The 19,536-nt window shown below is 63.9% G+C and carries 18 protein-coding genes; 8 read left to right on the top strand and 10 right to left on the bottom strand.

The window, feature by feature from the left end; all coding sequences use genetic code 11:
* Window positions 1-31: 31 nt before the first annotated feature.
* Window positions 32-1,555, bottom strand: coding sequence for a fumarate hydratase (locus NUH87_RS10485; RefSeq protein WP_040070523.1), 1,524 nt, complete (start codon window positions 1,553-1,555; stop codon window positions 32-34).
* A gap of 336 nt (window positions 1,556-1,891) precedes the next feature.
* Between NUH87_RS10485 and NUH87_RS10480 the strand changes: the two genes are divergently transcribed.
* Genes NUH87_RS10480 through NUH87_RS10470 form a run of 3 tightly spaced genes read left to right on the top strand, consistent with a single transcriptional unit; the run spans window position 1,892 to window position 4,709 of the window.
* Complete coding sequence (locus NUH87_RS10480) at window positions 1,892-2,998, top strand: GGDEF domain-containing protein (RefSeq protein WP_338525880.1); 1,107 nt, start codon at window positions 1,892-1,894, stop codon at window positions 2,996-2,998.
* On the top strand, window positions 2,991-3,929 hold the full coding sequence (locus tag NUH87_RS10475) for an iron-sulfur-binding ferredoxin reductase (RefSeq protein ID WP_338525879.1): 939 nt from the start codon (window positions 2,991-2,993) through the stop codon (window positions 3,927-3,929). The genes NUH87_RS10480 and NUH87_RS10475 overlap by 8 nt, the downstream gene beginning before the upstream one ends.
* Before the next feature lie 30 nt (window positions 3,930-3,959).
* Window positions 3,960-4,709: an enoyl-CoA hydratase gene (locus tag NUH87_RS10470; RefSeq protein ID WP_338525878.1), complete on the top strand. Its 750-nt coding sequence runs from the start codon at window positions 3,960-3,962 to the stop codon at window positions 4,707-4,709.
* 94 nt (window positions 4,710-4,803) lie between these two features.
* Here the strand turns inward: NUH87_RS10470 and pyk are convergent, their stop codons facing one another.
* Window positions 4,804-6,255 carry a pyruvate kinase gene (gene pyk / locus NUH87_RS10465; RefSeq protein WP_338525877.1) on the bottom strand — a complete coding sequence of 484 codons (1,452 nt, stop codon included), beginning with the start codon at window positions 6,253-6,255 and terminating at the stop codon, window positions 4,804-4,806.
* A gap of 172 nt (window positions 6,256-6,427) precedes the next feature.
* Between pyk and NUH87_RS10460 the strand changes: the two genes are divergently transcribed.
* Both NUH87_RS10460 and NUH87_RS10455 read left to right on the top strand, forming a co-directional pair.
* Window positions 6,428-6,802 carry a tetratricopeptide repeat protein gene (locus NUH87_RS10460; RefSeq protein ID WP_338525876.1) on the top strand — a complete coding sequence of 125 codons (375 nt, stop codon included), beginning with the start codon at window positions 6,428-6,430 and terminating at the stop codon, window positions 6,800-6,802.
* Between the two features lie 224 nt (window positions 6,803-7,026).
* Window positions 7,027-7,386, top strand: coding sequence for a PilZ domain-containing protein (locus NUH87_RS10455; RefSeq protein WP_338525875.1), 360 nt, complete (start codon window positions 7,027-7,029; stop codon window positions 7,384-7,386).
* A 24-nt stretch (window positions 7,387-7,410) separates the two neighbouring features.
* Here NUH87_RS10455 and NUH87_RS10450 read toward each other — a convergent pair whose 3' ends face one another.
* Genes NUH87_RS10450 through NUH87_RS10425 form a run of 6 tightly spaced genes read right to left on the bottom strand, consistent with a single transcriptional unit; the run spans window position 7,411 to window position 14,153 of the window.
* A complete protein-coding gene (locus NUH87_RS10450) occupies window positions 7,411-8,742 on the bottom strand; it encodes a DUF58 domain-containing protein (protein ID WP_338525874.1) in 1,332 nt (443 codons plus the stop codon).
* Window positions 8,743-8,755: 13 nt separating this feature from the next.
* Window positions 8,756-9,772, bottom strand: coding sequence for a MoxR family ATPase (locus NUH87_RS10445; protein ID WP_338525873.1), 1,017 nt, complete (start codon window positions 9,770-9,772; stop codon window positions 8,756-8,758).
* Window positions 9,769-10,932, bottom strand: a complete 1,164-nt coding sequence (locus NUH87_RS10440; protein WP_338525872.1) for a DUF4350 domain-containing protein — start codon at window positions 10,930-10,932, stop codon at window positions 9,769-9,771. Before NUH87_RS10440 ends, NUH87_RS10445 begins: the two co-directional genes overlap by 4 nt.
* Entirely contained in the window at window positions 10,929-12,464 is a 1,536-nt protein-coding gene (locus tag NUH87_RS10435; RefSeq protein WP_338525871.1) for a DUF4129 domain-containing protein, read from the bottom strand. Before NUH87_RS10435 ends, NUH87_RS10440 begins: the two co-directional genes overlap by 4 nt.
* Entirely contained in the window at window positions 12,451-13,431 is a 981-nt protein-coding gene (locus NUH87_RS10430) for a stage II sporulation protein M (RefSeq protein ID WP_338525870.1), read from the bottom strand. The genes NUH87_RS10435 and NUH87_RS10430 overlap by 14 nt, the downstream gene beginning before the upstream one ends.
* Window positions 13,428-14,153 (bottom strand): RDD family protein, encoded by a 726-nt coding sequence (locus NUH87_RS10425; protein ID WP_338525869.1) that lies wholly within the window; start codon window positions 14,151-14,153, stop codon window positions 13,428-13,430. The genes NUH87_RS10430 and NUH87_RS10425 overlap by 4 nt, the downstream gene beginning before the upstream one ends.
* A gap of 171 nt (window positions 14,154-14,324) precedes the next feature.
* On the opposite strand from NUH87_RS10425, the gene sbcB reads away from it, so the two are divergent.
* Complete coding sequence (gene sbcB / locus NUH87_RS10420; RefSeq protein WP_338525868.1) at window positions 14,325-15,761, top strand: exodeoxyribonuclease I; 1,437 nt, start codon at window positions 14,325-14,327, stop codon at window positions 15,759-15,761.
* A 92-nt stretch (window positions 15,762-15,853) separates the two neighbouring features.
* On the opposite strand, the gene mvaT is transcribed toward sbcB, so the two are convergent.
* Window positions 15,854-16,231 (bottom strand): histone-like nucleoid-structuring protein MvaT, encoded by a 378-nt coding sequence (gene mvaT, locus NUH87_RS10415; RefSeq protein WP_040070505.1) that lies wholly within the window; start codon window positions 16,229-16,231, stop codon window positions 15,854-15,856.
* A 347-nt stretch (window positions 16,232-16,578) separates the two neighbouring features.
* Between mvaT and purU the strand changes: the two genes are divergently transcribed.
* Window positions 16,579-17,427, top strand: a complete 849-nt coding sequence (purU, locus tag NUH87_RS10410; RefSeq protein ID WP_338525867.1) for a formyltetrahydrofolate deformylase — start codon at window positions 16,579-16,581, stop codon at window positions 17,425-17,427.
* A gap of 30 nt (window positions 17,428-17,457) precedes the next feature.
* Window positions 17,458-17,652: a hypothetical protein gene (locus tag NUH87_RS10405; protein ID WP_338525866.1), complete on the top strand. Its 195-nt coding sequence runs from the start codon at window positions 17,458-17,460 to the stop codon at window positions 17,650-17,652.
* On the opposite strand, the gene NUH87_RS10400 is transcribed toward NUH87_RS10405, so the two are convergent.
* Complete coding sequence (locus NUH87_RS10400; protein ID WP_338525865.1) at window positions 17,642-19,531, bottom strand: methyl-accepting chemotaxis protein; 1,890 nt, start codon at window positions 19,529-19,531, stop codon at window positions 17,642-17,644. The genes NUH87_RS10405 and NUH87_RS10400 overlap by 11 nt on opposite strands.
* Between the last annotated feature and the right edge of the window lie 5 nt (window positions 19,532-19,536).

Here is a 19,536-nt window from a genome sequence, read left to right as displayed (position 1 = left end):
GGGCCGCTTTTTTTACCTGCAACGAAAGTGCTTACTGCACTTCCACCGCCAGGCTGTCGCTGATCTTCTTCTGCCAGATTGCAGGGCCGGTGATATGCACCGACTCGCCCTTGGCATCGACGGCGACCGTCACCGGCATGTCCTTGACCTCGAACTCGTAGATCGCTTCCATGCCCAGTTCGGCAAAGGCGACGACCTTGGATTTCTTGATCGCCTGGGCCACCAGGTAGGCAGCGCCGCCCACGGCCATCAGGTACACGGCCTTGTGGTCCTTGATTGCTTCGATGGCGCTCGGGCCACGCTCGGATTTGCCGATCATGCCCAGCAAGCCGGTCTGGTCGAGGATCTGCCGGGTGAATTTGTCCATGCGCGTGGCGGTGGTCGGACCGGCTGGGCCGACGACTTCTTCACGCACCGGATCAACCGGGCCGACGTAGTAGATAAAGCGACCCTTGAGGTCCACCGGCAAGGTTTCACCCTTGTTGAGCATTTCCACCATGCGCTTGTGCGCGGCGTCGCGACCGGTGAGCATCTTGCCGTTGAGCAGGACGGTTTCGCCCGGCTTCCAGCTCTGCACGTCTTCCGGGGTCAGGGTGTCGAGGTTGACGCGACGGGCCGACGGACCGGCTTCCCAGACGATTTCCGGGTAGGCGTCCAGGGGCGGCGCCTCCAGCGAGGCCGGGCCGGAACCGTCGAGCACGAAGTGCGCGTGACGGGTGGCGGCGCAGTTGGGGATCATGCACACCGGCAGGGACGCCGCGTGAGTCGGGTAGTCCATGATCTTCACGTCGAGCACGGTGGTCAGGCCGCCCAGGCCCTGGGCGCCGATACCCAGCTGGTTGACCTTCTCGAACAGCTCCAGGCGCATTTCTTCGATGCGGTTGGACGGGCCACGCTTCTTCAGCTCGTGGATGTCGATGGATTCCATCAACACTTCCTTGGCCATGACCGCGGCCTTCTCGGCGGTGCCGCCGATGCCGATGCCGAGCATGCCCGGTGGACACCAGCCGGCACCCATGGTCGGCACGGTCTTCAGGACCCAGTCGACGATGGAGTCGGACGGGTTGAGCATGGCCATCTTCGATTTGTTCTCGGAGCCGCCGCCCTTGGCCGCCACGTCCACTTCAACGGTGTTACCCGGAACGATGGAGTAGTGGATGACCGCCGGGGTGTTGTCCTTGGTGTTCTTGCGGCTGCCGGCCGGGTCGGCCAGGATCGAGGCGCGCAGGACGTTTTCCGGCAGGTTGTAGGCACGACGCACGCCTTCGTTGATCATGTCGTCCAGGCCCATGGTGGCACCGTCCCAGCGCACATCCATGCCCACGCGCACGAACACGGTGACGATACCGGTGTCCTGGCAGATCGGCCGGTGGCCGGTGGCGCACATGCGCGAGTTGATCAGGATCTGGGCCATGGAGTCACGGGCCGCCGGCGACTCTTCCCGCAGGTAGGCCTCGTGCATGGCCTGGATGAAGTCCACGGGGTGGTAGTAGGAAATGAACTGCAGGGCGTCGGCAACGCTCTGTATCAGGTCGTCTTGCTTGATCACGGTCAAGGGTCGCGCTCCTCTATTAAGACGGGAACATGGAAATAAGGTGTTTGCGACCGGTTTGCATCTGGTCTGTCGAAAACATCTTTTGAGACGCGCCGGGCACGCGTGGCCGGCATAAAATGAGGCGCGGCAGTATAACCCGCCCGCAAGCCCGGCACATCCGTCAGTCGTCAAACCAAGGTAGCAGGGGCGTCGGCACCCTTCTTGCCTACTCGCACAGGTAAAGCTGTATGAGTTGCAAAAAATTGAATAGTTATTTTTGATCCAGATCACTAGAGTGGCAAGTGGCCTGTACGGGAAGGAAACCCCTTTAGCCCTCAGCGCACAGTGAGTCAACGATTGACCCAAAAAGCCATACAGACTCTGTTACGCAAACGTTTTGCCCTGGCTGCCGGCACCTATCTGCTGTTGCTGTCGCTGCTGTGGGTAGCGATTTTCACCGATCACTTCGAGGCCAGCGTAACCACGGGCCTGATCGGCAGCGGCCTGGTGATTCTCAGCCAGGGCGTGCTCGGCTGGCTGTTTATCAGCGGCCACAACCGGCGGTTTCGCGACCCCAGCCTGACCGAGCTGCAGGTGCTCATGGGGCTGGGCTGGCAAACCTATCTGATCGCCAACCTTGAACAGGCCCGCGGGACTTTCCTGGTGTTTTATCCGTTGGTGCTGCTGTTCGGCATGTTTCATCTGCCGCAACGCAAGTTTGTCCGCTGCGCGGCATTGGCCTTCTTCATTTTCGCGGCGCTCAATCTGTGGGAGGGCTATCACTTCCAGTTGGCGGACCCGGGCCTGGCGCTGCTGCAGGTGTGTGTGCTGTTCGTCGTGCTGCTGTGGTTGTGCTTTTACGCCAGCTACGTGCAAGCCTCCCGCCAACGCATGCGCCAGCGCCGCTTCGCCTTGCAGGCCCACCAGGACACCCTGCGCGGGATGATGCGCCAGTTGGAAGACCTGGTGGCGACCGATGAACTGACCGGGCTGTACAATAGACGGCATTTCCTGCGGCTGGCCTCCCGCGAGCTGGAGCTGATGGACGCGGATGTGGTCCATGGCCTGGCCTTGATCGACCTCGACCATTTCAAGCGGATCAACGATGTGCATGGGCATGCCGCCGGTGACCAGGTCTTGCAGGCATTCGCCGCGGTGGCCAATGCCTGCGTGCGCGACGGCGATGTGCTGGCGCGCTACGGTGGAGAAGAATTCGTGTTGCTGTTGCCCAATGCCGACCCCGATCGCCTGACCGCCTGTTGCGAGCGCTTGCGCCTGGCCTTTACCGAGGTGGAGCTGGTGGGCTTGGCGGTGAACAACCTGAGCCTGTCGGTGGGCATGACGCTGGTGGGGGTGGCGGACGAACTCGACGATGCCTTGCAGCGCGCCGACCAGGCGCTGTACCGGGCCAAGCGCGACGGGCGCAATCGTTGCTGCGCGGCCTGGGAATACACCGATGCCTGAGCTGCGGGTTGGCGAGCGGGCCTGGTCGGTGGACGCCGGCAGCAACCTGCTCGATGCCTTGAACCAGGCAGGCGTGGCGGTGCCCTACAGTTGCCGGGCGGGCAGTTGCCATGCCTGCCTGGTGCGTTGCATACAGGGCGAGCCGCAGGACAATCAGCCAGAGGCTCTGGCCTTCGCCCAGCGCGAGCACGGCTGGCGATTGGCTTGCCAGTGCCAGGTGAGTGAAGACCTGCGGGTCGAAGTCTTCGACCCGCGACGTGACGGTCTGTCGGCAACGGTGGCCGAACTGGATTGGCTGAGCCCGACCGTCCTGCGCTTGCGCCTGCTGCCCGAACGCGCCCTGCGTTACAACGCCGGCCAGCACCTGGTGCTCTGGACGGAGCAGGGTGTCGCCCGGCCGTATTCCCTGGCCAGCCTGCCCGAAGAAGACCGCTACCTGGAATTCCACCTCGATTGCCGACAACCCGGCGCGTTCAGCGACGCGGCCCGCCTGCTCGAGGTCGGTGGGCCGATTCGCCTGGGCGAGCTGCGCGGCGGGGCCTTGCACTACGACCCGGACTGGCACGCCCGGCCGCTCTGGCTGCTGGCGGCCGGCACCGGCCTGGCGCCGTTGTGGGGGGTGTTGCGCGAGGCACTGCGCCAGGGCCATGAGGGGCCGATCCGCCTGGTGCACCTGGCCCATGACGCCACCGAACATTATCTGGCTCCGGCGCTGGACGAGCTGGCCGCGCGCTTCCCCAACCTGAGCGTCGACTATGTCACCGGGGCCGAACTGCCGGACTTTCTGGCCAAACTGCGGCTTGTCTCCCGGCAAACCCTGGCTCTACTCTGTGGGGCCCCGGCGAGTGTCGAGGCGTGGTCGAAACGTCTGTACCTGGCCGGGCTGCCGCGCAATCAACTGTTGGCCGATGTGTTCGTGCCGCACGCCTGAGCGCCGGGTCCCCACAACAAGAGAACTTCCATGACTGACGCGATTGTGCTGGAGCGCGAAGGCAGCCTGCTGACCCTGCGCCTGAACCGTGCCGACAAGAAGAACGCCCTGACCCGCGCCATGTACGGCCAGTTGGGCCAGGCACTGCGGGAGGCGGATGCCGATCCCGGGATCAACGCGGTGCTGATTCGCGGCAGCAGCGAGTGTTTTACCAGCGGCAACGACATTGCCGATTTTCTCGAAGAGCCGCCGAGCGATCTCGACAGCCCGGTCTTTGCGTTCATGCGCAGCCTGCTCGATTGCCGCAAGCCGGTGATTGCCGCGGTCGCAGGCCCGGCGGTGGGGATCGGCACGACGTTGTTGCTGCATTGCGACCTGGTGTATGTCAGCGCCGACGCTCGTCTGCGCATGCCGTTCGTCAATCTGGGGTTGTGCCCGGAATTCGGTTCCAGCCTGTTGTTACCACGCCTGGTCGGCCACGCGACGGCGGCGCGGCTGTTGCTGCTGGGCGAGGGTTTCAGCGGCGAGCAGGCGGTGGCCTGGGGACTGGCCACCGAGGCCTTGCCCAGTGCCGAGCAGGCCCTGAGCAAGGCGCGGGAGGTGGCGCTGAGCTTCGATCAGCTGGCCTCGGCGGCGGTGCAGATCAGCAAGGCGCTGATGAAGGCCCCGGATCGCGAGCAATTGCGCCAGGTGGTGGAGGCCGAAGCCGCGTTGTTCGTTGAGCGCTTGCGTTCGCCCGAAGCCATTGCGGCGTTGTCGGGCTTTATCAACAAGCGCTGATCCGCTTTTCGACCCTAATGAAAAGCCCCGCGCTCTGGAGCAGAGGCGCGGGGCTTTTTTACGGCACTGTGGCTTTACAGCGCGGCGGCGAGGATCAGACCAGTGGGTCGCCCACGTGCAGGATCTTCATGCCGTTGGTGCCACCGATGGTGTGGTAGCTGTCGCCCTTGGTCAGGATGACCCAGTCGCCTTGCTCGACCACGCCGCGCTTGAGCAACTCGTCCACGGCCGCCTGGCTGACTTGCTCGGGCGGTAGCGAAGCCGGGTCGAACGGCACGGTGTAGACGCCCCGGAACAACGCCGCGCGGGCCTGGGTTTCACGGTGCGGGGAGAACGCGTAGATCGGGATCGAGGAACGGATCCGCGACATGATCAACGGCGTGTAGCCGCTCTCGGTCAGGGCGATGATCGCCTTGACGCCCGGGAAGTGGTTGGCGGTGTACATGGCCGCCAGCGCGATGCTCTGGTCGCAGCTTTCGAAGACCTTGCCGATGCGGTGGCTGGAGGTCTTGCTGGTCGGGTGCTTCTCCGCGCCGACGCAGATACGCGCCATGGCTTGCACCGCTTCCAGCGGGTAGGCGCCGGCGGCACTTTCGGCCGAGAGCATGACGGCGTCGGTGTAGTCCAGCACGGCGTTGGCTACGTCGGAGACTTCGGCGCGAGTCGGCATCGGGCTCTGGATCATCGACTCCATCATCTGGGTCGCGACGATCACCGCCTTGTTGTGGCGGCGTGCATGCAGAATGATTTTTTTCTGGATGCCCACCAGTTCGGCGTCGCCGATTTCCACGCCGAGGTCGCCACGGGCGACCATCACCGCGTCGCTGGCCATGATCAGGCCGTCGAGGGTTTCATCGTCGGCCACGGCTTCGGCGCGTTCGATCTTCGCCACCAGCCAGGCGACACCGCCGGCCTCGTCGCGCAGTTTACGGGCGTATTCCATGTCGGCGGCGTCGCGCGGGAAGGACACGGCGAGGTAGTCCACTTCCATTTCGGCGGCGAGCTTGATGTCGGCCTTGTCTTTTTCGGTCAGGGCCGGGGCGGTCAGGCCACCACCGCGACGGTTGATGCCCTTGTGGTCCGACAGCGGGCCACCGATGGTCACCACGCAGTGCAATTCGGTGGCGGTCGCGGTTTCAACCCGCATCACCACGCGACCATCGTCGAGCAGCAGTTCGTCGCCGACGCCGCAATCCTTGACCAGGTCCGGGTAGTCGATACCGACGACCTGCTGGTTGCCTTCGGTAAGCGGATGGCTGGTGGAGAAGGTGAAGTGATCACCGACCCTGAGTTCGATGCGTTTGTTGGCGAACTTGGCGATACGGATCTTCGGGCCCTGCAGGTCACCCAGCAGCGCGACGAAGCGCCCGTGCTTGGCGGCGAGGTCGCGCACCAGCTTGGCACGAGCCTTGTGCTCGTCGGGAGTACCGTGGGAGAAGTTCAGACGGGCAACGTCCAGGCCAGCGAGGATCAGCTGTTCGAGAACTTCCGGCGAGTTGCTGGCCGGGCCCAGTGTGGCGACGATTTTAGTACGACGAACGGACATGCAGAGACTCCTGAGTTCAAGCGCAGCGAAAGGCTACTATGCTCCTCGGCTGTAGTCATTGTTCATTTGCACTACTTTTCGGCGAATGATTTTTTTCGAATAGGTTGTTTGGCGAACACTCTGGAGATTTTCGTTATCGGGTCGATACACTAGCAAGAAGAGGAGACCCCCCATGCGAATTTTGCTCGTTTTAGCCCTGGCCGCCAGTGTGGTCGGTTGCACCCGCTGGTCGATGGACAGCCACCTGAACAGTGCCTATCGCTCCTATGATCGCGGCAACTGTGAAGACGTCATGCTGCAGTTGTCCCAGGTCGACCGCGAGAGCCGTGCCCGCCCCTATATCCAGCCGGAAGTGTCCATGTTGCGCGGCCTGTGCCTGGAGCGGCAGAAATTTTTCGTCGACGCGGCGCAGACCTATCAGTTCATCATCAGCCAGTACCCTTACAGCGAATATGCATTCCGCGCGCGCGCGCGCCTGGAAACCTTGCGTCAGCTGGGCCATGCGCAGGTCTCGATACCGGCCCAGACCAGTCCCGCGCCTTTGTAATGATGAGTGAAATACGAACTGGCTCTCTGCCAGCTTTGCGCTAAAATTCGGATGTATGGTTTTAGTTTTATCAATTCTTTTGAGTTGAAAGCCATGGCTCGGTAGAAGTTTGGCGATAAGGCGATGTGCCGCTATCGCGCCGAGACCAAGGGAGGGCAGTGCCGTTCGTCTGCTCCGGAGCATTAGCGTAGCCATGCTGAATGGCCTCTACAGCGATCATTGCCATGCCTACTGACCGTCGAATCGAGCGGCATCAGCTGCCTTATTTCCTGCAAGTGTTCAATCGCTACACCGACAAGCCCATCGGTTACCTGGGCAATGTCTGCGAAGAGGGGCTGATGCTGATCAGTCAGTTGCCGTTGCTGGTCAAGGCGGAGTTCGAGTTGCAACTGAAGCTTCCGCTCAGCGATGGAACCCGGCAATTGATCAATCTGACCGGCCGCTGCCTGTGGTGCCATGAGGAGACCTCCCCGGGTTATTACGACTCGGGGTTCAGGCTGCGGGAGGCATCTCCCGAGTATCTCCAGTTGGTGGCGGCGTTGCAGCACTACTTCAGCTTTCATCCGTTGGAGGCTTCCGCTTAGTGCGGACCTCTAAGGGCCGGGCTCCTACAGGGTTCCGGCTCTTTTCCAACTCAGATAGCGGCTGACCAGTTCGGCACCCAGTTCGCTCGGGCGGGCGTCCAGCACCGGAACGCCATGGGCGGTCAGCCGTTCATGGAGGGTCGCCCGGGCATTCAGGTAGTCGACCGTGCCGCAGTAGGCCAGGGCTTCGGACAGGGTCTGCACCGGCGCCTGGCGCAATTGATCAAGCACTTCCTCACGCAGGCTGGCGACCAGTACCCGATGCTGGCGACCCAGGCGTTTGACGGCCGTCAGCAGTTCCTCATCGTCGTCATCGCGCAGATTGGTCACCAGCACCACCAGGGCCCGACGTTTCTGCCGGGCCAGTAGCTGGCTGGCTGCCGCCTGGTAGTCCGCCGGGCGTTGGCTGCTGTTCAGGTCGTAGACGCTGTTGAGCAGCACGTTGAGTTGACCCTGGCCCTTGACCGGGGCAAGAAAGCGCGACTGCTCGCCGGCAAAGGTGCACAGGCCCACCGCGTCGCCCTGGCGCAAGGCCACGTAGCTGAGCAGCAGGCAGGCGTTGAGGGCATGGTCGAAGTGCGCCAGCTCGCCGTCCTGGCTGCGCATCCGTCGCCCGCAGTCGAGCATGAAGACAATCTGCTGGTCGCGCTCGTCCTGGTATTCCCGGGCGATCGGCGTGCGCTGCCGGGCGGTGGCTTTCCAGTCGATCTGGCGCAGGCTGTCGCCTTCGCGAAACTCGCGCAACTGGTTGAACTCCAGGCCCAGGCCGCGACGTTGGCGCTGGCGCACACCGAGTTGGCTGAGCCAGTTGTCGACGGCCAGCAGCTGGGCACCATAGAGACGGGCGAAGTCCGGGTAGACGCGGGTCGCGTCGGGCAGCTCCAGGTAGCGTCGTTCCGACCACAGGCCCAACGGGCTGGGCAGGCTGACTTCGCAACGCTCGTAGCGGAAATGGCCACGGCTCACGGGACGTACGCGGTAACCCAGTTCGCTGCGTTCGCCCGGTTGCAGGGTGATGGCCTGGGGCAGATTGGCGAACGCCAGGCCATCCGGCACCCCGTCGAAGAGCTGCACCCGCAGGGGCGTGGGGTGGTCGTGGCTGAGCTCGATGCGCACTTCGCCCCAGCGGCCCAGCGCCAGGCTGCCGGGCAGCTTGCGCTGCAGTCGTGGCGATGGCAGGCGCCTGAGTCGGGCGCCATCGACCAGGCTCAACAGCAGGAGGGCCAGCAGCAAGCCCCAGCCAATCGCGCCGAGGCGCTCGGGCAGCTCGACGTCCAGCGCCCTGAGCGTGCCCAGACCAAGGTCCAGCCCCAGCAGGACGCCCAGCCAGATCAACAGCAGCCGTGAAGGTCTCATGGACGCAGGCGCCTCACTGGCGCGGCGCCGGGACCTGGTCAAGCAGTTGCTTGAGCACCTGGTCGACCGACAGCCCTTCGATATCCAGTTCGGGGGCGATCCGCACCCGGTGCCGCAGCACGGCCAGGGCGCAACCCTTGATGTCGTCCGGGATCACGAAGTCGCCACCGCGCAACAAGGCCCGGGCGCGGGCGCCGCGGACCAGGGCGATGGACGCCCGGGGTCCGGCACCGAGGGTCAGGCCCGGCCAGCTGCGGGTGGTCCGGGCCAGGCGCACGGCATAGTCGAGGACCTGTTCGTCCAACGGCAGCTCGCCGGCGATTCGCTGCAGGACCAGCACGTCCTTGGCCTGCAACAGGGTGCGCAGGGGCTGTACCTCGAGCATGTCGGCCCTGGTCGAGCGGGTCACCTGGCGCACCATGTCCAGCTCCTGCCGGGCATCGGGGTAGTCCATGCGCAGCTTGAGCATGAAGCGGTCCAGTTCGGCCTCGGGCAGCGGGTAGGTGCCTTCCTGTTCGATCGGGTTCTGCGTGGCGAGCACCATGAACGGCTGGGCGATGGGCAGGGCGCGGCCTTCGAGGGTGACCTGGCGTTCCTGCATGGCTTCGAGCAGCGCCGCCTGGGTTTTCGCCGGGGCGCGGTTGATTTCGTCCGCCAGCAGCAGGTGGGTGAACAGCGGGCCCTTGCGCAGTTTGAACTGTTCGGTCTGCAGGTCGTAGACGGCATGGCCGGTGACATCGCTGGGCATCAGGTCGGGGGTGAACTGGATCCGCGCGAAGTCGCCGCCGAAGCAGCGGGCCAGGGCCCGCACCAGCAGGGTCTTGCCCAGCCCGGGGACGCCTTCGAGCAGCACGTGGCCGCCGGCGATCAGCGCGGTGAGCACGTCGTCGATCACGGTGTCCTGGCCGATCAGCACTTTTTGCAGTTCGTGGCGCACCGCCTGGGCCAGCTGGCTGGCGCGCTGGCGCTGCTGCTGGGCATGGACCTCGGCGTCGACCGGGCTGGTCGGTTCGACTTGTTGTTCGCTCATAGGGCATTCCTGAGAGTTTGCAGGTGGGCGACCTGGCGGCTGAAGTCGACGCTGGAAAGGCGTTGCTTCGGTCGCGGGCGCAGGGCCTGGCTGATGGCGCTGGTGGGTTGGCGGGTCAGGCGCGCGAGCACCTGCCATTGTTCGGCAACGCCGAGTCGTTCGAAACCGGGGTGACGCTTGCGGGCCCGGCGCAGGATGTCCTGTCGCAAGGCCTGGAGCAGGGTCTCATGGCCGCTGCGGCGCAGCAGGAAGTCGGCGCTGGCCCGCAGATGTTCCTGCAATTGTCGGCGCGCCCGGGAGGTGGGGGCCTGCAGCGGCCCCTGGCGCAGTCCGACATGCCATAGCCACAGGCCGAGGAGAGCGGCGAGGGCGACCAGGGCCTGGGGGAAGTAACGCCACAACAGCGTGAGCAGGTTGTCGTGGTCGGTGTTGAACAGCAGCGTCACGTCGCTGTCCTGGGCCAGGTACCAGAGCAGCCAGGCGTTGTCGTAGAGGCCGATGGCGTGGTTGGTCCAGAGCTCGGCGTCGGTCAGCACGGTGACGCTGCCGGCCCCGTAGTCGACTTGCACCAGGTGGGTGGAGGTCGCGCTGTTGGCCCAGGATTGCGCCAGGTTCTTTGGGTCGGACAGGTGGAAGGCGGTGTCGAAACTGAAGTAGGCCGGTGCGTCCTCGTCCTCCAGGTACATCCGGGTCAACAGGGGGTAGCGGTCGTCTTCCGGTTCCGGGCCTTCGCCCTTGAGGTCCTTGCTCAATACCTGGCGCAGTTGCACGCGGTCGAGCAGCAGGTCGCCGCTTTTCCCGGTCCTGGGGTCCCACAGGGCCTCGGCGACGAACAGCAGCCGGCCACCGGCCCGGGTCCAGTTGAGCAACTGGTCGGCCTGGCGCGGGGTCATGTTCGAGCGCTCGCCCAGCAGCATCAGGCTCCGCCCGCGCGGGTCCAGGCCCGGGAGGATGTCCAGGCTGCCGGCATGCTCGACCTTCAGGCCGCGCTGGCGCAGAAACTGTTCGGCGGCCAGGTAAGGGTTGGCGCGGGCCTCGGGCGAGGGGCCGTGATCGATGACTACGCTGTAGGGAGTCGCCTTGTGGTAGAGATAGGCGCCGACACCTGCGAGCAACGCCAGCAGGGCCAGGCCGATCAGCCAGGAAAGACGCCGGCTCATCGGGCCGCCCCCGGGCCGAACAACCGCCGCCAGCTTTCGCACAGCGCCTGTTGCTGGTGGGCCGCCGGCAGGCGATGGCCATAGGCGAGGTTCTGCCAGTGGCCGGTCAACTCCTGGCTGAAGGCCTGGAGGGCCGGTTCCTGCAACTGGGCGAGCCGCTCCAGAACCTGGCCCTCGGTATCGGCGTTCTTCAGGGGCAACTGGTAGTCATGCAGCAGGCGGCTGAGCAGGCCACGGTAGAGCAGGCTCATGGCTTCGCGCGGTTGCCGGGGCCAGAGGGCCTCGGCGCTGGCGGCGATGTCGTCGGGCAAGGTCTCGATTCCCAGGGCCAGGCCGAACAGTTGCGGCGCGGGGCTCGGAGCGGGCTTTGCCCGTGGCCTCCGGCGTCGCCCGACAAAGGTCGGCAGGCCGTCCCGATAACGCCAGACCAACCAGGCCAGCAGGCCGAACACCAGGGCCCAGAGCAGAATTTCCAGCCCTTGGGTGAGTGTGCCGGCGATGCGGCTGTCAAAACGCTCCAGCAGGCTCTTCAGCCAGCCGGAAGAAGGCTTGCCGCTGGCCTTGCTCGATGGTTCGCCCAACCGCCAGCGGGTCACGGTTTCCGGGTTCTTGAACGGCGGCGCCTGCAGTTGCGCCTTGATCGCTTCCTGGGAGGCCTGGCTGGTCAACGTTTGCTTGAGCAGCCTGGGCGTATCCGGTGCCGCGGGTTCGGCGGCCATGACCGGTTGCGCGAAGGGCATCGACAAGAGGCCCACGCCGAGCAACAGCGCGGTGACCACCGGCATCAGGCGCTGGCGCAACTGGCGGAAAATCAGTTCGATATCCCAGGCTTCCAGTACGGTCCTGCGATTGAGGTACAGGCTGAATCCGCAGGCGATATAAATCGGTTCCCAGACGACCAGGATCAGCGCGTAGAACGCGTTGCTCAGGTGTTGCAGCCAGAGTCCCTGATGCTGGGCCGCAAACACCAGTTGCTGCCAGTGCCAGTCGGTTTCGATCTGCCGGGGCACCAACAGGTAGAACAGCCCCAGCAGGCCGAACCACAGGACATATTCCAGGTGCACGCCGATCACCGTCAGCCAGCGGGCCGCCCGCCGGCCCTGGGGCAGGAGGACCCGCAGCCGCTGCTGGCGGGCTTGCCCGTCCAGGCCTTCGAGTTGTTGCACCGGCAGGGTGAAGCTGCGGCTCAGGCTCAGGCGGCGCCAGGTCAGGCTCGCCAGCAGTTGCGGCTTGAGCAGGCGCGGCCAGGCCTTGAGTGCCTGTTTCAGGCTGGGGGTGTCGCCGAACAGGGCCTTGGACAGGATATGCAGCGGCAGGCGCTCGAACGCCGGTTTCAGCCACCAGAACAGCAGCATGGCGATGGAGGGGTGGTCCCAGAGGAGCAGGCTCAGGAGGGCGAAGACCGGCAGGGTGACCAGCGCCCAGCTGCCCATCAGCAAACCGCGATGTTGCCGGGCCAGCAGCACACCCAGGTCCATGGCTTCCCAGGTGTTGCGGGGACGAATGGCCACGCTGGCGTCAGTCAGGCGCATGGTCGTTCCTTCCGGCCAACAGCAGGTAGGCGGCCACCAGCAGCCAGAGTCCCGCGCCCACCGCATATTTGAGCGTTGGCGCGAGCGTGTTCATGGACGACCAGTAGGCTTCGATAAAGGCGGCGATCAGCAGGAACAGGATCACCCCGCCGATGATCCCGATGCTTTTCTGCGCGCTCAGGCGCAGGGCCTCGCCGCGGGGCAGGCGTCCCGGCGCCACCAGCGCCCAGCCCAGTTGCAGGCCGGCGGCCCCGGACAGGACGATGGCACTGAGTTCGAAGGCGCCGTGACCGATGACAAAGGACCAGAAGGTCTGGCCGTAGCCGATCTGGGTCAGGTGCCCGGCCACCGCGCCGATCGTCAGGCCGTTGAACAGCAGGAAGAACAGGCTGCCGAGGCCGAACAGCAAGCCGCCGGCGAAGGTCTGGAAGGCAATGCCGATGTTGTTCATGATGTAGTAGCCGAACATCACCCAGTTTTCGCTGGAGGCTCGCGCGACGGTGCGTCCCAGGCGGCTGGCGCTGGGGTCGTACATGGCTTGCATCTCGGCGACCTGCTGGGGGCTGACGATGCTGTAGACCAGGTCGGGAAAGCCATGGACCAGCACGCCGGTCAGTCCCAGGCTGGCGAAGAACAGCACGCCGGCGACCAGGACGAAGGGCCATTGCTCGCGCACCAGGCGCGGGAAGCCGGCGAAGATGAAACCCAGCACCGAGGCGCCGAGGTGGCTGCGGTGCCGATAGAGCTGCTGGTGCCCACGCAAGGCCAATTGTTGCAGGGCGTCGACCAGATGGCTGCTGTAGCCGCGTTCCTGGGTCAGGGCCAGTTGTTGGCAAAGGCGCCGGTAGTGGGCGGGGAACTCGCTCAGGTCGGTGGCTTTGGCCTTGCCGCGCTCGAGTTGGTCGAGCCATTGGGCAAAACGTTGCCACTCGGGCTGATGGCGGCTTTCGAAGAGGCTCTGTTTCATAGTGGACCCAACAACCCATGGGCGATGCCGTTCAATTCAGCCTTGGCCCGGGACGCCGGCACACCCAGGGGCGTTGCCAGCAGCGCCGCCAGTTCGCCGCTGCGTTCGGCGCTGAGTTCGCCCTGGCGCTCGGCGAAACTCAACACCGCCCGCTGTTCCGCCAGGCGCAGGACGAAGGGCGCCGTGCGCGGTGTCGCCTGGGGCAGGGTGGGGCGCGACAGCGGTTGTTCGCGATAGACCACCAGCGTGCCGCCGGCCAGGTCGCCGAGGCGCTTGAAGGTCGGGTGCTGCAGGCAACTGATGGCACCGAGAAAATAGCCGAACGGCAGCATGTCGACAAAGCGCAGCAGGTTGCGGGTCAGGGAGGCGGCCCAGCCGATCGGCGTACCGTCGTCATGGACCACGCGCAGGCCCATCATCTGCTTGCCCGGGGAGCGTCCCTGGTTCAGCACTTCGAACAGCACCATGTACCACCAGCTGACGAGGAACAGCACGATCGAGCCCAGCCCCAGGCCCAGCTTGCCCAGCAGCATCAGGCCGCTCAACAGGGTGCCGAGCAGAATGCCGCGCACGCCCAGGTCGATGGCGAACGCCACTGCCCGCACGGGCAGGCCGGCCGGACGCAGGGGCAAGTCGATGCCTTCCGGGGTTTCGACCCGGTAGTGAGTGTCCAGGGGGATTGGCAGCGCAGTCTTCCTTGTCAGTGCTGAAATCGATGGCATGGTGGCGGGTCCTTGCGGACAGAAGCCCGATCCTAGCCAGCGGCGGCCGGCTAAGCAACTTAACTCTGTAATGAACGGTATCGAAGTGCTTGCATCCAGTTGTTACGGGATGCTGGTCCGAGGGGGCGCTGAACGCCTAGACTGCGTCGGTCTTTTGTTCAGGAACCCGCCGTGACCTCTATCTTCTGGTACGACTACGAAACCACCGGGATCAATCCGCGCAGCGACCGCGCCTTGCAGGTGGCGGGCATCCGTACCGATGCCGAGCTCAACGAGATCGATGAACCGGTCAACCTGTATTGCCGTCCGAGCGAGGATATCCTGCCACACCCGGCGGCTTGCCTGATCACCGGCATCACCCCGCGGCAACTCGCCGAGCAGGGGTTGGCGGAGGCCGACTTCATGACCCGCGTGCACGCCCAGCTGTCTCGTCCGGGGACCTGCGGCGCCGGCTACAACACCTTGCGCTTCGATGACGAAGTGACCCGGTACAGCCTGTATCGCAACTTTTTCGATCCGTATGCGCGGGAGTGGCAGGGCGGCAACAGCCGCTGGGACCTGATCGATGTGGTGCGTGCGGCCTATGCGCTGCGTCCGCAAGGGATCGTCTGGCCCGAGGAGGACGGACGCGTGACCCTCAGGCTCGAACGCCTGACCGCCGCCAATGGTATCGATCATGGTCACGCCCACGAAGCCTTGTCCGATGTGCGCGCCACCATTGCCCTGGCACGGTTGATCCGCGAGAAACAACCGAAGTTGTATGACTGGCTGTTTGAACTGCGCAGCAAACAGCGGGTATTGGACCAGGTTCGCCTGTTACAGCCGATGGTGCATATCTCCGGACGCTTTTCCGCCGCGCGCCATTACCTGGGGGTGGTCCTGCCGCTGGCGTGGCACCCGCGTAACCGCAACGCCCTGATTGTCTGCGACCTGTCCCAGGATCCGCGGCCGTTGCTGGATCTGGATGCCGATACCCTGCGTCAGCAGCTGTACACCCGTCATGAGGAACGGGGCGAAGGGCAACTGCCGGTGCCGCTCAAGTTGATTCATGTCAACCGTTGTCCGGTGGTGGCGCCGCTGAAGGTATTGCGGGGCGAAGATCAGCAGCGCCTGCAATTGGACATGGCGCTTTATGAGGCGCGTCGCCAGCAATTGAGTGATACCCAGGAAGTTTGGCGGGATAAAGTCCAGGCCCTTTATGCCGGCGAAGATTTCGCCCCCAGCGAGGATCCGGAGCAGCAGTTATACGACGGCTTTATCGGCGACCGCGACCGGCGATTGTGTGAGCAAGTTCGCAGTGCCGACCCCGAGCAGTTGGCGCGGATGCAATGGCCGTTCGATGATGAACGCTTGCCGGAATTATTATTCCGTTATCGCGCGCGCAACTTTCCCGGCAGCTTGAGTGAAGAAGAGCAGCAACGTTGGCGGACATTCTGCCGACAGCGTCTGAGCGAGGCTGCCTGGGGGGCACCGAATACCCTGGCGGATTTTACCGAGCAGCTGATGAAGTGTTTACCGAATGCGACACCGGCGCAGCGTCAGGTGCTGGAGCAGTGGCAGGACTATGCACAGTCCTTGTGCACGGGTTTTAACATGGCGGCCGGTTAAACACCCGGGCGATTAAATGGCAGGCAATAAAAAAACGCCAGTGAACTGGCGTTTTTTTGTGGATCGCGAATAGCGTCCGTGACCGGCTTGGCTTAGCCCAGCAGGGTTGCCCAGCCTTCAACCACGTCGCCGCCCCACTTGGCTTTCCACTCTTTCAGAGTCTTGTGGTTGCCGCCTTTGGTTTCGATCACTTCACCGTTGTGCGGGTTCTTGTATTGCTTGACCTTGCGCGCACGTTTGGTGCCGGTGGTTTTCACAGCGCCACGAACGGCTTTGCCGGCTTTGGCCTGTGGGTCCAGAATGTTGATGACATCTGGCAGTGCCTTGTTGTACTCGCCCAGCAGAGTGCGCAGTTTGCTTTCGAATTCCATTTCTTTTTTCAGTGCGCCGTCTTTTTCCATTGCAGCCATTTGGGCTTGCAGTTCTTTGATGGCTTCCTGGGTGGCGTGGTATTTCTGGATCAGGGACATGGACACTACCTTATGATGAGTCAGGACGACAGGGGTACAGTGACGCAATAGTAGTCAGAGTGTTTGGGCAAGTAAACATTTAATAGAAGGTTTATTGCATTTAATTTGAAACTTAGGCGGGCGCTTGTCGCGGACTTAGATGTTTTCGGCGCGACGGCCAAGAGCGGTCTTGTTGTGCGGATGTTTGAATTATCGGTGCTCTGCGGCGTGTCACTCGCAACGCCACTACACACCGGGGGAGGGTTCGGCACTGGGCTGGGAATGGGCGCGCTGTGCAATGAATACTGCGGTTTTTCCGCGTACTCGCTAGAATGACGACCTTTGCGAAGTTCTGGAGTTTCCCCCTCATGCGCACTTTCCGGCTGGTGATTGCCTGTCCCGACCGCGTTGGCATCGTCGCCAAAGTCAGTAACTTTCTGGCGTCTTACAACGGTTGGATCACCGAAGCGAGCCATCACTCCGACAACCTCAGTGGCTGGTTCTTCATGCGTCACGAGATTCGTGCCGACAGCCTGCCGTTTGGCCTGGACGCGTTTCGTGAGGCGTTTGCCCCGATCGCCGAAGAATTTTCCATGACCTGGCGCATCACCGACACCGAGCAGAAGAAGCGTGTGGTGTTGATGGCCAGCCGTGAATCCCATTGCCTGGCGGATCTGCTGCACCGCTGGCACAGCGACGAACTGGACTGCCGGATCGCCTGTGTGATCTCCAATCACGACGACCTGCGCAGCATGGTCGAATGGCATGGCATTCCTTATTACCACGTGCCGGTGAACCCGCAGGACAAGGAGCCGGCGTTCGCCGAAGTGTCGCGCCTGGTCAAGCACCACGAAGCCGATGTGGTGGTACTGGCGCGTTACATGCAGATCCTGCCGCCGGAGCTGTGCCGCGAGTACGCCCACAAGGTGATCAACATCCACCACAGCTTCCTGCCGTCGTTCGTCGGCGCCAAGCCCTATCACCAGGCGTCCCTGCGGGGTGTGAAACTGATCGGTGCGACCTGCCACTATGTAACCGAAGAACTGGATGCCGGCCCGATCATCGAGCAGGACGTGGTGCGCGTGAGCCACAGTGATAGCATCGAGGACATGGTGCGTTTCGGCCGCGATGTCGAGAAGATGGTGCTGGCCCGTGGCCTGCGTTATCACCTGGAAGATCGCGTGTTGGTGCACGGCAACAAGACCGTGGTGTTCTGACAGCCCGTTGACGGGCGTGGAGGTTGGGTAATGGCCGATCCGCTCGACAAGGCGACCGCGAAGGCGCCGCCGACCGTGGGTGAAGGCTGTCTGAGCCGTTACGACAGCGAAGCGCTGACTGGCGAGGACGGCACCGAGTTTCCCGGTGCCGCCGAGCTCTGGCGGCAGTTGCAGGAGGAGTCGGAGGCGGACAAGCCCAGCCCCGACCCTGCTCTTAAATCCTGAAGCTACCCACCAACTGCTTCAACCGTGCGGCCTGCTGTTCCAGGTCGGAACAGGCCCGCAACGTCGATTGCAGGTTCTCCACACCTTCCTGGTTGAGGGTGTTGATCTCGTTGATGTCCATGTTGATCGACTCGACCACCGAGGTCTGCTCCTCGGTGGCCGTGGCGACGGACTGGTTCATGCCGTCGATCTCGCCGATCCGCTGGGTCACGCTGCTCAGGCGCTCGCCGGCCAGGTTGGCGATCTCCACGCTTTCCAGGCTGTGGCGCTGGCTATGGCCCATGGTGCCGACCGATTCCCGGGCGCCGACCTGCAGTTCTTCAATCATGGTCTGGATTTGCTGGGCCGACTCCTGGGTGCGGTGGGCCAGGTTGCGCACCTCGTCGGCGACCACCGCAAAGCCGCGTCCGGCCTCACCGGCCCGGGCCGCCTCGATGGCGGCGTTGAGGGCCAGCAGGTTGGTTTGCTGGGAAATGCTGGTGATCACTTCGAGAATCTGCCCGATGTTCACCGTCTTGCTGTTCAGCGACTCGATGTTGGTGCTCGAGGTGGCGAGCATTTCCGACAATTGGTGCATGGCCTTGATGCTGCGTTCCACCACCTGCTGACCGTCTTCGGCCAGGCCGCGGGCGTCGCTGGCCTGGTTCGAGGCCTGGGCGGCATTGCGGGCGATTTCCTGGGCGGCGGCGCCCAACTGGTTGATGGCCGCAGCGACGCTGTTGGTGCGACTGGCCTGTTCGTCGGAGTTGAGCATCGACGAGTTGGAGGCGCTGACCACCCGCAGGGCCACTTCGTTGACGTGCTGGGTCGCCGAGGAGACTTCAGTGATCGAGGTGTGGATGCGTTCGACGAAGCGGTTGAACGCGGCACCGAGGATGCCGAACTCGTCCTGGGACTCGATCGTCAGGCGCCGGGTCAGGTCGCCTTCGCCGTCGGCGATATCCTGCATGGCGCGGGTCATCACGTGCAGCGGTTGCATCAGCGCGCGGATCAGCAGGCCGAGCAGGGCGATGATGATCAGCACGGCGACGGTGGTGGCAACCACCGCCGAGCTGCGGAACTTGCTGAGCATCGAAAAGGCCTTGTCCTTGTCCACGGACAGGCCGACATACCAGTTCACCGAGGACAGGCCCTTGATCGGGGCGAAGGCGACGATGCGGGTCTTGCCGTTGACGTCGGTCTCGCTGATCTCGTTGCCGATGCGCGGGGTGTTCTGCGGATAGGCGTCGCCGAGGCTTTTCATCACCAGGGCCTTGTCCGGGTGCACCAGGATCTTGCCGTCGGCGCTGACCAGGAAGGCGTAGCCGTTACCGTCGAAACGCAAGGCGCTGAGGCTGTCGGCGATGGCTTGCAGGCTCAGGTCGCCGCCCACCACGCCGACGCTCTGGCCGGCCTTGCGCACGGTGTTGACGATGGAGATCACCAACTGCCCGGATGCCAGGTCGATATAGGGCTCGGTCAGGGCCGAGCCGCTGCTGTTCTCGGCACTTTTGTACCAGGGCCGGGCACGCGGGTCATAGCCGTCAGGCATCTTGCTGTCCGGGCGGATGATGAAGCTGCCGTCCTTGTTGCCCAGGTAAGCGCCCATGAAGGTGGTGGTGATGGCTTTCTGTTCCAGCAGGTTGGAGACGTTGGCCGGGTCCGCGTTGAGGGCAACCGACTGGGACAGGTTTTCGATCAGCAGGCTGCGGCCGGTCAGCCAGGTCTGGATGTCGTTCGCGGCGACGCCACCCATTTCATGCAGATAACTGTTGAGGTCATCGCGGATCGCATTGCGTTGCAGGTAGTCGTTGTACAGGGTGAAGAGTGCGAAGGCTGTCAGCACGATCAGCGACGCAGCCAGCAGGATCTTGTGACTGAATTTGAGGTTTTTGTTCATGGCTC

The organism is Pseudomonas batumici (assembly GCF_036585405.1).
GTDB classification, from domain to species: Bacteria; Pseudomonadota; Gammaproteobacteria; order Pseudomonadales; family Pseudomonadaceae; genus Aquipseudomonas; species Aquipseudomonas batumici.
Note: the sequence above shows the minus strand (reverse complement) of the source record. Positions and strands in the feature narration are given on the sequence as shown.